The organism is Halobellus litoreus, assembly GCF_024464595.1.
Lineage (GTDB): Archaea > Halobacteriota > Halobacteria > Halobacteriales > Haloferacaceae > Haloquadratum > Haloquadratum litoreum.
In genome coordinates, this window is record NZ_JANHAW010000003.1 from 497,428 (window position 1) to 511,530 (window position 14,103).

Sequence of the window (14,103 nt, forward strand, 5' to 3'; positions counted from 1 at the left end):
CGAATTTCGAAGCGGGTCTGGACTGACCATCCGACACATTTCGCGTCCATCAATCCGAGTGATGTTCGCTGAGGAAGAGCAGATTTTAGTGGAAAACTATTTGGAGGGGGCGCGGAAGTAACTGATATGGTAGCGCCTGAGGAGCGAAAAGACCTCCATGAGGATCTATTGTTGAATAGGCTTTTTGAGGAGAAAGTTCTCGAAGTGTACGAAGACAGTGGCATTCCCGAACTACCTCACTTGAGTTTGGGCCAAGAAGCCGTTGGGGTAGGCACGGTGTTCGCACTGGAAGACGATGACTGGCTCTCCCCGTCTTTGCGAACACGTGCGGTCACGCTGATGCGCCTCTCACTACGCGATGTCGTCACTGGTATGTTCGGGACGGAATCTGGGCCCACTGAAGGGCGTACGACTCAACACCATCTTGGATCGTCAGAGGCCCACGTTATGGGCACCACCGGTATGGTCGGTAGCCACCTCAACGTGGCTGCTGGCGCGGGGCTCACCGCACAACAACTCGGGGAGGACCGCGTGACGGCTGTTTTCTTCGGTGACGGTGCAGCTACGCGTGGAGAATTCCATACCGCACTCAACTTTGCCGCCGTTGAGGACCTCCCGGTTATCTTCGTTTTGGAGAACAACGAATGGATCGAAGAAACCCGGGCCCTCGACGTAATCGCAGTTGAAGAGAACATCAGCGAAATGGCGGGTCATGATCTCCCGAAGGAGGTGATCGACGGACAAGATGTTGACGAGGTCGTCGACACCGTTTCGGAGGCAGCCGAGCGAGCGCGTTCCGGGGACGGTCCAACGCTGATCGAGGCCAAGACCTATCGGTACCGACCCCACGCAGAAGTCATCCCAGAACGCCGCGACGAGGACGAAATTGCAGAGTGGAAAGAGCGCGATCCCGTCGAGCTCCATCGTGAATACCTTCTCGATAATGACATCGTGGACGAAGGCTGGCTCGAATCGACACGAGATGCACTTATGAAAGATATCGAAGACGCGTTCCAGTTTGCCGAAGAGGACTCCCTACCGGATGAAGAGGCGATGTACAAGGTGTACAAAGACACTGACGTCGATAGACACGGAGGTGTCCGCTGATGGCTGAATTAACTGTTCGAGATAGCATCAACCGAGCGCTTGCTGAAGAGATGAATCGTGATGAACGTGTCTTCCTTTACGGCGAGGACGTCGCCGACTATGGCGGTCTTTATCAGGTGACGGAAGGACTGCGGGACGAGATCGGCGAGGATCGTGTCTTCGATACACCGCTCTCTGAGACCACACTCGGAGGCACCGCGGTCGGGGCTGCTCTCACCGGAACACGCCCCGTCGTCGAAATTATGTTCGGTGACTTCCTCTCTATCATCGCGGATCATCTGATAAATTATGCCGCGAAAATGCATTTCAATTATAGTGACGATACCAGTGTTCCGCTCGTCGTCAGGACTACATACGGAGCCGGAGACCAGTTCGGCCTCCACCATAGTCAAGACCCAATCTCCTGGTTCCAGAATGTTCCCGGACTCAAGATGATCGCGCCCTCGACGCCGGCGGATTACAAGGGACTTCTCAAATCTGCCGTACGCGACGATGACCCGGTCATCTTTTTCGAGAACAAGCAGCGCTATGACCTCTCAGGCGAGGTTCCGGAAGGCGATCATACGGTCCCAATCGGCGAAGCTGACATCAAGCGAAGCGGCAAAGATATGACCATCGTCGCCATCGGTGGAATGGTAGACATCGCCCTTGAGGCGGCTCAGTCTCTCGCCGACCAGGGGTATGACTGTGAGGTAATCGATCCCCGGACTGTGATGCCCCTCGATAAAGAAACCATCATTGAGTCTGTGAAAAAAACGCACGCGCTTACCGTTGTCCACGAATCCGCCCGATTCGGCGGTATCGGTGGCGAAATTGCGAGCGAAGTCGCAGATGAGGCCCTGTTCTACCTCGATGCACCAGTAAAACGCGTCGGTGCACCGTTCACCCCGGTTCCCTTCGCAGAGAACCTCGAGCAGATGTATCTGCCAGGCGCGAAGGACGTAGAGACAGCCGTCGTTGATGCACTTGAGGAATAGCAAATGCAGAAACTTACGCTTCCGAAAAGCGGTCAGGGGATGACGGAGGGCCTGCTGCTGGAGTGGCATTTCGAAGCCGAAGATTCTGTCTCAGAAGGCGACCCGGTCCTGGATTTTGAGTCGGAAAAAATGGTCGGTGAGGTAACGGCCAACCAGGATGGAGTGCTCCTGCAGAAAGAGGTTGAGGAAGGCGAGACGGTCGCTGTTGGGACTGTGTTAGGCTGGATTGGTGAAGAAGGTGAAACGCCCCCCAACCAAGAGGAGTCTACTGAAACCGCATCTGATTCCGAGAGGGGAATTGAACCGAACGTAGAATCCAACGAGGTCAGCGGCGTCATTCGAGGAACACCGACTGCGCGGCGAAAAGCTCGGGAAGCCGATGTTGATATCGAAACCGTCGCTACTGAACTCGGGGTCAATCGAGTAACTCCGGAGGAGGTCGAGCAATACATATCCGACTCTCTAGGCGGACCAGATGCTGACGTATCTCAGCAGACCGGAAACGAAATTCTTGGATCACCGTGGGCGCGTACAGTTGCTGCGGAGGAAGGCGTCGATATCCAGGAGGTCGGCGAGACATTAGGAGAATCCCGAATCCGAGAACGCCACATCAGGAAGTACCTCGAGGAACGACCAGCAGAGCCTGAACCCACACAGAAATCCGACCAAACCGGTCTAACGGTCGCCGAGGAGATCTCGATTACCGGTGGGGAGAAGGTAATGTTTGACCAAATGAGTCGTGTTGCGAAGAACTACGCGAGTACGACCACTGCCGCACGTATAGATGTTACGCCCCTACTCGATTTATATGAGGATCTGAAAGCTACCTGGGTAAACGAACAGGGCGACTCTCTCTCACTTACAGCATTTACGGCCCGGGCGGTATCGCAGACCTTGCCTGAATATCCCCGCTTGAACGCCGAATACGTGGAAGATGAGAACGTCCTACGCCTATACGATGAAGTGAATCTCGGAATAGCTGTGAACAGCGACGACGGATTGATTGTTCCGACGATATACGACACAGAGGATTCCTCGGTGAAGGAACTCTCCCGGTCGATTGAAGAGATCGCAGCGAAGGTCGATAACCGGGAACTCGAACCAGAGGATCTCGAGAACGGGACATTCTCCATCTCGAACGCTGGTAGCCTGGGGGCCTATATCAACACGCCTCAGATCAACCCACCCCAGACCGCGATACTTGGGGTTTGCAAGATTTTCGACGATGTCGGGGTCGTTGACGGGGAAGCGGTTCCACGGAAATATATGCATCTATGTCTGACCTACGACCATCGAGTTATCGAGGGCGCCGAAGCGGTCGGTTTTCTCCAATCAGTCAAATCCAAACTGGAATCTCCTAAATCGGTACTCCAGTAATCGATTCATCTATCTAGAGGAGCACGTTTTCACTGCAACAGCATCTAAGGAATGGAGAGTGGCTCTCTTCCTCAATCAGAGATTATGCACCTGATAGCGAGAGCATCCCCGTCCAGATCTAAGACTCTCCTCCTACTCGGACCGGACGACACTCTAGTGCAGCCTGCGTTCATCTGGGAATCCTCCAGATTATGCTGCCAGGGCCAGGTTCACCTCGTCTCGTTCCGTCTCGTGGGTTCCCCTTCTTGATGAATTCATTCGTCGCAAACCGGAGTAGTATCGAATTCCCAGGAGAAGTTTGGGGATATAAATTATGAACGACGGATCCAACGCGACATTTGAATTAACAGAGGCAATAATGTGGACACTTGATTATCCAAGATCATTCACACAGTTTTGCCATCGTCAAAACTTCACGGACAATGATACAGTATCGAGGAACCCCCTTCCGTGGTTTATGTCTGAGATATCACCACCTGGCCACTCAGAACCAACACAACCCGGTCGTGCTCTGGACGTAGCTGTAATTTTGGCAATACCAAAAGTATAAGATTCGACCCCTCAAACAAGGAGATATGGTGTCAAACGACGACGGGAGCCGAACGATACAATCGGTGGACAATAGCCTCTCTATCCTTGAATTTCTCTATTCTACGGGCCCGAGTTCCCTTACTGTTATCGCCGATGCAGTTGACCTATCCCCTGGGTCGACGCATACTCACTTAGCTACGCTCCGAAAACACAATTATATTGAGAAGAATAATGATCAGTATCAACTGAACCGACGCCTGATTAGCCTCGGTGAACGAGCACGGAACCAGCTTGATATCTATCAAGCGGCAAGGAAACCACTGCACTCTCTTGCAGAGGAGACAGGTGAAGCCGCTCATTTGATACAGGAGTACGAGGGATTCGTTCTTCTATTATACGAGGTGTACGGGACGAACGCTATTGGTGTGGAATATCACGCCCGGAAACGGGACCGACTAATACGGCATCTTCACTGCACTGCGTCGGGGAAAGCACTGCTTTCCCAGCTCCCTCGAAACCGGGTAGAGTCCATTATCGAGTCATCCGGTCTGATGAAGAATACCCCCAACACGATCACCGATCCAGAGAAACTCTTTGATGAAATTGAGAAAATTGACGAACAGGGCTACGCGATATCGGACGAGGAGCAAATGCTCGGTATGAGGGCTGTTGGGGCACCTGTAATGAGGGTGGACGGAACGGTTGCTGGAGCGATCAGTGTCTCAGGGCCACCTTCACGACTTAACGGAGACCGTTTTGAGGAGACACTCAAAAACGAAGTCCTGCAGGCAGTTGAAGTGACCGAGATCAACCTCAATTCAAATGCTCAGAGGTAAGCGGTTGAAGCGGACTCATAACAGGGCTGCAGACCATATTGGGGTGCATTGCCGGAACCTCCCAGGAGAACATAACCTGTCAGCGGTAAGGAACCGATATCATTACATATCTAGGCTTGTAATGGAAACAATAGATTGATAAAAATTCCATCTTCGTAGCTGACGTTGATCCCCATTCAAGCTCTATCAGAGGCTCATTTTCCTCGCTCGTCTGATCATTACGAGCACAGGCTTGCAATAGAGGAGGGTGTTGATAATCTCTCTAGGAAAATGCGTTCAAGATCTTCTCGGTAAGCAGAGCTAGATTTTCTTCAGCCTCGGCGAAGTAAAGCTTCGAGCCAAGATAGTAAAAAGGAGAATGCGATTCCAAGTGAGAAGGGTGGAAATCGGAACTCCATCGGACGAGTAAACCCGGAACTCAATCCGAAACCCCCGTTATTCTACAATTGTTTCACCCACGTTGGATCTTATACCGCCGCAAATTAGAATCAAGCGTTACCAACTTGGCTCAATGTTCTGACCTCTGCACCGATTTTGGCATCATCAAAAAAATTCCACACGCGTAGACCGGCATAGCTTTACAACACTAATGCTGTAATAATCGACTTTTGCAACGCCGCGAATACGATGAATTACGATTATAATGAATTAAAAGAATCATATACGCGTCAACTGGGGTGAGTGCAACAGAACCCGCGGAATATTTCCGAAGAGAAAGGGGATGGCTTTTTGAGAGAGCCAAATCTATCGGTGAATAGGGCTCAAGAGCCATCGTCACAGTATGGGTGAAAAAATTGCAGATACGAGAATTCTACAGCGACCGACAGCATACGAAGGTTAGTTTGTAAAACGCACCCCTCAGAGTGGGAGCACGCTCGGAGGTAAGCCCCGTGGCTGGTAACTCTGAACGTTTCTATATGGTATTCACGGCATAGCTGAGCGTATCCGTATTCGGTGGAGATTGGGGGGAATAATCTGAGCGTTCTAAGGACTTAGGAGTCGAAACGGTCAAGCACACTCTCGGCAATGTGGTCGCCAAAGGGAAGCGAACAGGTTAGCCCAGGGGAGACGGCATTTAGGACGTGCGTCGAGTCCGTGCCGTGTTTGAACAGGGGATTTTTCACGAGTTCGCCATCGGATGAGACAACTTGAGCACGAATACCCGCGAAGCTCGGCCGTAGGTCGGTCGCTTCAACTCCGGGCACGAGCCGCTGTGCGGCTGCAACGAACTTTTGTTTGCGATAGGACTTGTTCATCTCGTCCCAGGCAACTTGGATCATCTTCCGATTCGATATCAACCGTTGAAACCCCCGGAAACCTAGCGTTTCCACCAGCTCCGAAATATTGAGGTTGGTATTGTCGTATGCTTCGCGCCCGAAGGCCAACACTGCGTTAGGGCCGACTATCACTTTGTTGTCAGTACGTCTCGTGTAGTGAACGCCTAGGAAGGGTAGTTCGGGGTCCGGAGTCGGGTATATCATAGACCGACAGGTGGCTCGCTTTTCCGGCACGACCTCGTAGTATTCTCCGCGGAAGGGAACCACTTGGTAGCCTTCGCCCACGCCGAACTTTGCGGCAAGCTTATCAGCGTACAGGCCGGCGGCGTTAACCACGTACCGTCCGACCAGGCTGCCGCTGGACGTCGAAAGGTGGAAACTGTCCGACCTTTCGACAACCTCGTCGACACGGGTGTCGGTGTAGATGTCAACCCCAGCGGCCTCTGCATCCCGGGCGAGCGAGTAGACGTACTGCTGAGAGTCGATGGACGCAGCGCCCGGTGCCCGCAGCGCCGCCTGTCCAGACACGTGTGGTTCGTACTCTGCAATAGTGTCCTGTCCTCTGAGGAATTCGGTCTCGACACCGTTCTCCGCGGCCTGTTCCTGCAGTTTTTCGAGACGTTGCTCCTCGGCGTTGGACTGGGCGACGACGAGTACGCCGCACTCGTCGATTGGCACATCGTTCTTAGCAGCGTATTCTTTCATCCGTCGAGTTCCCTCGGTGGCAAATCTGGCCTTGAGCGATCCAGGTTCGTAATTGAATCCAGGGTGAAGAACGCCGGAGTTCCGGCCCGATTGGTGCTGAGCTAAGTGATGTTCTTTTTCGACCAAGGCGATGTCTAGGTCGGACGCTGTCGCAAGCGAGCGGGCGATAGAGCAGCCGACACAGCCGGCGCCTACAACAATAATATCGTGCTTTTTCATCAGTGTATAGTAATGGTTGGCGCCGCGAGTAATTATAATTTGGATTTTCGTAGTGACTGCTGCCAGGCCCGTCTCGTACGCCATTCAAGACCCAATTGGAACGATAGTGAGACTTACTCACTTGCTCCTACTCGGGCTCAGATTGATATTAGTTATCAGGATAATAGTACGTACCAATCGTATTGGAAATCCCTCGCGAGCGTTTGGTTGCAGGTGTAGTGGCCTTGTTGTTCCGGTATAAAGCGGTTGACTTTGAGAATGTGTTACGCACCGGTGGGGGTTGTAGACGGTCGCTTTCAGCAGTACCCCGGAACTCCAGCCATCACTAATGGCACGACCGGCGCCGCCGTGCGTGCGCTTAGTTGACGAGAAGACGGTTTCTGATATTGAGCGCTGGTGGTACCGATCTAAGTCTATGCGGGCGTTATGAGCGTGCTCTTCGTTTCAGAAGCCACGACGCTGCTCTGCCTCGATGTCGAAACGGCCGACCGAATCGCAAATGCGCGTTCACGTCCTTCGCGTCGCTACTCGGTTCGCCATCAATCTTGCTTGCAGTTGATGATTCCATCTCACACCTCCTCACTGAGGAATAAGCGATCCCACCTATACACCGACCTGAGGTGCTTCTCCCGTCAATGAGACAACCACAAACGTGACACCGACGACCGAGGCCCGAACACTGGTTCGGACCGCTATCTGTCGGGATTCCGGCCAACCCGACGCCAAGGTAGGCTTGAGTTAGCAATCGAATACTGCGAGGCCTATGCGGATTGTACAGTGAGTTCCGAGCACGGCTTACCGACACCGAATGAGGTACTTCTCCGAACAGCGTCTCGGGGGAGTAGAAAGACGAGAGAGGTACTATTCTCCAGAGGGGTGTCACAGCGGTACTCCTAGAGTATTCATTCCAGTTTCGTAGCTTGATACTCAAAGAACCACGGAGTGGGATCCCACGCCGACCGTTGCGTTCTGAGACTGTTTTTAAATATATTAGAATGCATAAAAAGTGATACTATCTAATTACTACCCTCTGTCGGCGTTCGATATATAACGTTTGGTGAGGCTATTAGATGCTATTGTGATTCAAGATTAATATAAGTTCAAGGACAGTATTACGCTCATATTGGATATAAAAATTATATTTCTTTGGTACTGTCTAGTTAACAGCCTCAGCTGGCGTTCGACCATTGAGCGCTTGATGCGGTCGGTGAACGTTATAGTAGTACGCAAACTGTGCAAGCTACTGGGCGGTGGCAGGCCGACTGCCGACCCACGAGTGATCAAAGCGGTCAGTCCTCATTTTGAGGGTCTGAAACCACTTTTCGATGAGTTTTCGGTCGATATAGTCTAGGTGACCGCTCAACCCGACGCGAAAGAGGGCAGTCAGATAGCCGTAGCCATCAACTAGGTACTCAGTGTCCGAGAGATCGTGTTTCCCGGCGAGTTGCTGGAAAAAACTCAGTTGCTGGATCGGTTCCTCGCCGTTCGAAGAGATCGACGCCAAGCAGTAATTTTGAGTCGAGGTCTGTTGCAGCGTATCCCCAAGACAACTCGCCGTTGATGCTGACAACGGTCTCGTTGACAGCGCCCGCATCGGCTTCACCGTCACCAGAACGCACAGCGTGCTGGTTGGCTCACGAGAGCTTCGCTCTCGGGAACGACTGCGAGTCAGGAACGCTGTCAGCGAGCCGATGTACCACTGCCAATCCGCTTGATGAGTCCGTTTTACACCGATAGAGCGAAGAATCACTTCTGTCTCTCTGAGTGAACAACCAGTCGCGTGGCGTCGGACGGCGAACGCCTTGACGGACGTCGCCGTCCGCTCACGCTCCCAACATTCTTTGAAATCGCCGCGTAACACTCGCTGAGCAGGTCTGCGAGCATTGTCCCAAGCAAACGCCAAGACCAGCTCACTTCTCAAACTGGCTTGACTAGACAGTACCCCTCACTGGTAACGGTATTCGTAGGTGACAATATCCGTTCGACAGTTGCGTACGAGAGTGATCAGGAGTCGCGACCTAATTCAACACCCAGAAGCGGTAGTTGAGATAGGCGGCGAAGGAGACCCACAGGAGATACGGGACGAGGAGGAGAGCTGCCCGTCGATCAACGCGGTCGAATGCCCACATTGTTGCGACGATGAGTAGCCAGAGCAGTCCGATCACGGCCAGCCCCCAGCCGATCTCCTGCATACCGAAGAAGACTACCGACCATCCCACGTTGAAAGCGAAGTGAACCACGAATACGCCGAACCCGACCCGGGCTTCGCGAGGTGACGAATCGAGTCGTCGCCAGACGAGCCATAGCGCGACTCCGATGAGTGCGAACAGGGCCGTCCAAACGGGACCGAATACCCAGTTCGGTGGCGCAAGCATCGGCCGCTGAAGGGTGTCGTACCACGTGCCGAGACCTTGTGCCGTGAAGATGGACCCGGAAGCCCCGACGATTTCGACAGTCAGGATGGTGATTGCGAGCGCGAGGATCGGGCGATGGCGTGGAAACCGGCGAAAACGGGACACAAGTGATGCCATATGATCCGATTAGGGCTCTCGACTCAAAAGTACGGACGTCGAATCCTGGCCGCGGTCGACGTTCTCTCAGAAGAAATTTCTCCATACCTCAACAACAGATCGTTACACCCACTTTCCGCACACAGGCACGCGATTCCGCCCTCGTCATCCGGCGACCTGTGCTATCGCGACGGCTTCCCGGTAGCAGGCGACGGCCAGCAACAGATACCCGCCGACCAGGACCGCCAACTCACGGCGTGTCAGCGACCAGTCCCTCGGGGAACGTACTCTTTCGAACTCCTCCTTCCACCGGGGGCCGGATTCCTGATGCCACAGCATTACGCCCCGCGTCGCGACCACGATCGCGACGAGCGCCGTGATCTCCATCGGCCCGCTTCGTTCGACGAGCACGGCCAGCGACGGTGCGATTCGCTCACCCGTCCCGATGGCAAGCGATCCGGTCCCCCAGACTGCCCCGTACCAAGGCGCTTGGACGACCTCGATGACGTATCCCATCGGTGTGTTCACCGACCGGAGCGTGTTCGCGCCGATCGCGATCAGGGAGACCCCGACGTTCCACCCGAACAGCCACAGGAATTCTCGCGTGATACTCCCTGCGTATCCAGTGGCTGCGCCCGGATTTCCGCCGCGTAACAGCTCCTGGGGAAGCAAGAGGTAGCTGAGAATCCAAGCCGCCGTGAACACGCTCGCGACGACGACCCACAGCGAAACGAACCGGACGAGAACGTCGTCGTGGTTGACATACCACCCGATTCGTTCCGAGACCCGACTGACCGGCCCGGTCGCGTTCGACGCCGCCATACGGGCAGCCATCACGCACCGTTAACAAATATAGTAGCGGGTTGGACGATCAGGGCCAAGGACGTCCCAGCAATGGTGACAAGGGCGACGACGGAGACGGTGAGCGTCGTGACGAGAAGTCCAAGTCCGAGAATCGTCGTCGCACCCGCGACACCCCCCGAAGAGGTAGTAGTTCAGGAGCGCGTTGCCGCCCGCGTGCAAGAGTATCGCCGGCAGGACGCTCCCGTCGGATCGGTTCGTGAGCCACGTCGATAGGATCGAGAGTTCGACGAGCTAGAGCAGAGAGAGGCCGAGTGGAAGCGTCTGTTGGATGGTGCCCGGAATGAAAACCAGCGGGAGATGGCCACCCGGCCCAGACGACGCCAACGATGAACCCGGCTGTGAGCGGGCTGTACGTTGGGGTGCTGGCAGGAGGAGCCCGCGCCAGCCGGGTCCCTCGAGGCCGCCGCCGAACAGGATGATGAACCCGAGAAAGAGCGGAGACTCGACGATGCCCGGAAGCACGTCCGGTGTCACGACGCCATCGAAGAGAGCAACGTAGATCACGGCGGCACCGAGAAACAGGGCGACCGAGAACGCGAGGGCAAAGGCGTAGTACCGTAGCGCGACACGAACCTCGAAGATTTCCCGAAGCCACGCCGTCACGTATCGATTCGCTGTCCGGACGAGGACAATACGTCTCGTCGCCTCGGGGTGTGAGAGATCCCAGTACTCCTCGCTTAGTCAGGTTGTGTTTCAGTTCTCGCGTGTGGTTGGGTTCTGGAGGAACTGCGGGGGATGGCGCGGATGAATCGAGTCGTGAGTCCGAGCCCCGTGAGACTCAGGAGAGAGAAGAGTACGATCTGGGGGAGGGGTACCAGTTGGCCGCTCTGGAGCATAAATACGATCATAGCGAGGACCGCGAGGCCGAGAGTGGTGCCTTTCACAAGGAGGATGCCGGTGAAGACGTAGCCCCAGGCTCGCTGCTTCCAGAGGAACGCCGCCGAGAGAGCGAACGATGGGACGACGACGCCGAGATCCAGTGACTGGATGACGGGAACGGGAAGCGTCGTCTCTGCGATGCTCGGAGGTCTGGTTCCGGCGAGACTCGCTGGGCCGACCTCGGCGAGCCACATCAGCGCCACGAGTCCGGCGACGAGGGCCTGGAAGGCGACGTATCCACGGACTGGGTGACCGTCGAGTGCCTCCTTCAGGTCTGTCGGATCGATTCGAGCGATGCCGCCGATAAGCGTGAACAACGTCAGTCCGAACAGCGCGACGTAGACAAGATATAGCTCGTTGAATGCCGTGAGCAATGCATACGAAGCGTACGTATAGAGAAGGTAGCCTGTGACACCGAGCCAAACGACATAGCCCCGGAGTGACCCCTGATGTGCGTAATAGAGAGCGCCGGCAAGTGCAGGGACGGCGATGCCGAGCGTCAGCAGGTCCTGCCCGTACAACTGTGGGAGGAGGACCTCGGCGTCCCGGTAGAACTCGGGGACAAACAGTCCGACGCTAGTCGCCACAGTCGCGAGCAGGAGGGTCAGCGTCGACGCAAAAAGAGAGGACCGAGTGAGGCGTCGAGGCTGTTTCGAGGGCGTCATACCGCCGGATCCTCGGTGGTGTCCGGGGAAACGCCGAGACGGCCTTCGACGAACGCGGCGACGTCCGACGCGAACGCGTCGACGGCGTCCCAGTCGGTGAACTCGATATCACCGCTCGTTCTCCGGTCCTCGGTGAGCAGGTCTTTGGCGATCTGCTTCATCATAAGGTGTTTGAGGAACCCGTACTCGGAGAACCGAAGCGCGCCGCCGAACTGCCCGATCCGATCCGGGTGCCACTCGGTTTCCGCGATGAACGATTCAACGTATCCCGCAGCCTCTTCGTGTTTCTCCTCGTTCGCCGCGGACAGCGAGACCTGAAAGAACGCGGTCGGCATCCCCGATAGGGCGTCTCGATTGTCGGTGACGAAGTCACAAACCTCGTCTTGGTGTTTGCCGACGTGGATCGACGCGCCCACGACGACGGCGTCGTACGCTTCGAAGGTGAACGAGTCCGGTCGATCACGCACGTCGATCGTGCTCGCCTCGTGACCGCGCTCCCTGATTGTGGTCGCGATCCGCTCTGCGATTTTCGCTGTTTGGCCTTCGCCCGTTCCGTAGAGTATCAGAAAGGAACTCACGTATTCTCACACCTCTGCACACTCCTTCGCTGCGGGACTCAATAAATTCTGGTCGGCCCCGAACTTCCGGCTCAGTCACGGCGCGACGGATGTGTTGGTTCGAGCCGGAGCAACTCCGAACTGGGAAGGTCCGTCGTTGGTGGGTGCTCACCCAAGATCTTCTGACTCGGTCTTCGGTGGGAGGCCAGCGTCCTGAGGAGTTGGTGGATCGTGGTTTGCGAGGCGATCCCCGCCGTAGACGACGACCAAGAGAATGGCGATCAGCACGAGAGGGAGAGCGCCCGTGACTTCGGCGAGCAGGTTCAGCCACGGGTCTGGTACACCGTTCGGAACGAGCGCCTCCGGATCAGCGGGATGGAAGATCCCCATCGCATTGACGCCAGCGTGGAACACCGCAACGGCGAGAACGCTGCCGCCGGTGCTGTTGTACATCCACGTCCAGAGGATGGAACCAGCAAGGATGGAGACCATCCAAAGGAGTTGCTGGGAGAGCGGCCAGCCGCCGTGGGTGGTCGTTGCGTTCAGAAACAGCGGGAGATGCCAGGCGGCCCACGTGACACCCACGATCGCACTCGAGGTCAGCGCGCTGTAGGAGTCCTGCAGGATCGGTAGCATAAAGCCACGCCAGCCGAGGTCTTCCTGGCCGCCACCCCACACGGTTCCCCAGACCATCGCGAACAGATAGATGAAGGGCGATTCGAATCCGGTCAGGTCGATTGGACCCCCAGCGAGGACGAACAGTAAGACACCCAGTGAGAGGATAATCAACGGGAGTCCGAACGCGAGCGCCCACCATTTCGCACCGATTCGCCATTTGAACATTTGGCCGACCCATCTGCGGAGACTCCCACCCGAAGCCCAGATGACGACCGCCGCGCCGATCGGCGGACCGAACCCGCCGAAGCCAATCAGGATCGAGTGTGTCCAAGAGGCTTCCATACCCGAATACGCGAGTGCCCCCTGAATCGTCCAGGTGAACCCGTACGCGATTGCGACGAAGCTCAGGAGGCGATGTCGATCGATCCACGTGCGAATACTGGACATACCTCCGATTGGGACACACATCGTAATTAACCGTACTCCCAATTGCCGGGTTTTCGGCACTACACTCTTCTCAGTTCCTCTCGAACTCTATCGTATGCCTGACAACGTTCTCGTCGCCTTGGACGGCTCCCCACTTGCCGAGCGTGCACTCACGTACGCACTCGAGACCTTTCCGAACGCCACGATCACCACGATTTACGTCATCAACCCGATCGACTCGGTAATCGACGTGGAGGCCGGTGGCCTGCCAGTCGCAGAGGACTGGTACGAAGACGTCCAGGAACGCGCGACCACCATTCACACGACTGCGACGGATCTCGCGGCGGAACACGATAGTGTTCTCGACACCGTTACTGAAGTCGGGAAACCGGCGCGTGAGATTCTTGACTACGCTGATAGTCACGGCATCGACCAGATCGTTATGGGTAGCCACGGACGGTCGGGCTTAGACCGGACACTCCTCGGAAGCGTTGCCGAGACAGTTACCCGCCGAGCACAGATTCCGGTAACAATCATTGGATGAGATTCTCGACC

General features: G+C 55.6%; 12 protein-coding genes and 2 pseudogenes. 5 read left to right on the plus strand and 9 right to left on the minus strand.

All coding sequences use genetic code 11. The features are described from left to right. Positions 1 to 126: 126 nt before the first annotated feature. The 4 genes from NO360_RS16650 (at position 127) to NO360_RS16665 (ending at position 4,828) form a co-directional block, all read left to right on the plus strand. On the plus strand, positions 127 to 1,107 hold the full coding sequence (locus tag NO360_RS16650; protein ID WP_256308983.1) for a thiamine pyrophosphate-dependent dehydrogenase E1 component subunit alpha: 981 nt from the start codon (positions 127 to 129) through the stop codon (positions 1,105 to 1,107). Continuing rightward, positions 1,107 to 2,084: an alpha-ketoacid dehydrogenase subunit beta gene (locus NO360_RS16655; protein ID WP_256308984.1), complete on the plus strand. Its 978-nt coding sequence runs from the start codon at positions 1,107 to 1,109 to the stop codon at positions 2,082 to 2,084. Before NO360_RS16650 ends, NO360_RS16655 begins: the two co-directional genes overlap by 1 nt. A gap of 3 nt (positions 2,085 to 2,087) precedes the next feature. Continuing rightward, positions 2,088 to 3,461, plus strand: coding sequence for a dihydrolipoamide acetyltransferase family protein (locus NO360_RS16660; protein ID WP_256308985.1), 1,374 nt, complete (start codon positions 2,088 to 2,090; stop codon positions 3,459 to 3,461). 575 nt (positions 3,462 to 4,036) lie between these two features. After that, entirely contained in the window at positions 4,037 to 4,828 is a 792-nt protein-coding gene (locus tag NO360_RS16665) for an IclR family transcriptional regulator (RefSeq protein ID WP_256308986.1), read from the plus strand. Between the two features lie 992 nt (positions 4,829 to 5,820). Here the strand turns inward: NO360_RS16665 and lhgO are convergent. The 9 genes and pseudogenes from lhgO to NO360_RS16710 all read right to left on the minus strand — a co-directional run bounded on the left by lhgO (position 5,821) and on the right by NO360_RS16710 (position 13,569). After that, positions 5,821 to 7,029 carry an L-2-hydroxyglutarate oxidase gene (gene lhgO / locus NO360_RS16670; protein ID WP_345780217.1) on the minus strand — a complete coding sequence of 403 codons (1,209 nt, stop codon included), beginning with the start codon at positions 7,027 to 7,029 and terminating at the stop codon, positions 5,821 to 5,823. A 258-nt stretch (positions 7,030 to 7,287) separates the two neighbouring features. Beyond that, positions 7,288 to 7,467, minus strand: a pseudogene (locus NO360_RS19130) (IS5/IS1182 family transposase); the annotation flags it as partial. A 718-nt stretch (positions 7,468 to 8,185) separates the two neighbouring features. Then, positions 8,186 to 8,913 (minus strand): annotated as a pseudogene (locus tag NO360_RS16680) (IS6 family transposase). A 134-nt stretch (positions 8,914 to 9,047) separates the two neighbouring features. Continuing rightward, positions 9,048 to 9,560 carry a TspO/MBR family protein gene (locus NO360_RS16685; RefSeq protein WP_256308988.1) on the minus strand — a complete coding sequence of 171 codons (513 nt, stop codon included), beginning with the start codon at positions 9,558 to 9,560 and terminating at the stop codon, positions 9,048 to 9,050. A gap of 144 nt (positions 9,561 to 9,704) precedes the next feature. Beyond that, on the minus strand, positions 9,705 to 10,361 hold the full coding sequence (locus tag NO360_RS16690; RefSeq protein ID WP_256308989.1) for a hypothetical protein: 657 nt from the start codon (positions 10,359 to 10,361) through the stop codon (positions 9,705 to 9,707). 273 nt (positions 10,362 to 10,634) lie between these two features. Further along, positions 10,635 to 11,006 carry a hypothetical protein gene (locus NO360_RS16695; RefSeq protein ID WP_256308990.1) on the minus strand — a complete coding sequence of 124 codons (372 nt, stop codon included), beginning with the start codon at positions 11,004 to 11,006 and terminating at the stop codon, positions 10,635 to 10,637. Positions 11,007 to 11,080: 74 nt separating this feature from the next. Beyond that, positions 11,081 to 11,947, minus strand: coding sequence for a hypothetical protein (locus NO360_RS16700; protein ID WP_256308991.1), 867 nt, complete (start codon positions 11,945 to 11,947; stop codon positions 11,081 to 11,083). Next, positions 11,944 to 12,525, minus strand: a complete 582-nt coding sequence (locus tag NO360_RS16705) for a flavodoxin domain-containing protein (RefSeq protein ID WP_256308992.1) — start codon at positions 12,523 to 12,525, stop codon at positions 11,944 to 11,946. Before NO360_RS16705 ends, NO360_RS16700 begins: the two co-directional genes overlap by 4 nt. Before the next feature lie 147 nt (positions 12,526 to 12,672). Beyond that, positions 12,673 to 13,569: a CPBP family intramembrane glutamic endopeptidase gene (locus NO360_RS16710; RefSeq protein WP_256308993.1), complete on the minus strand. Its 897-nt coding sequence runs from the start codon at positions 13,567 to 13,569 to the stop codon at positions 12,673 to 12,675. A 94-nt stretch (positions 13,570 to 13,663) separates the two neighbouring features. Here NO360_RS16710 and NO360_RS16715 point away from each other — a divergent pair, with 94 nt between their 5' ends. Further along, a complete protein-coding gene (locus NO360_RS16715; RefSeq protein ID WP_256308994.1) occupies positions 13,664 to 14,092 on the plus strand; it encodes a universal stress protein in 429 nt (142 codons plus the stop codon). Positions 14,093 to 14,103: the final 11 nt, after the last annotated feature.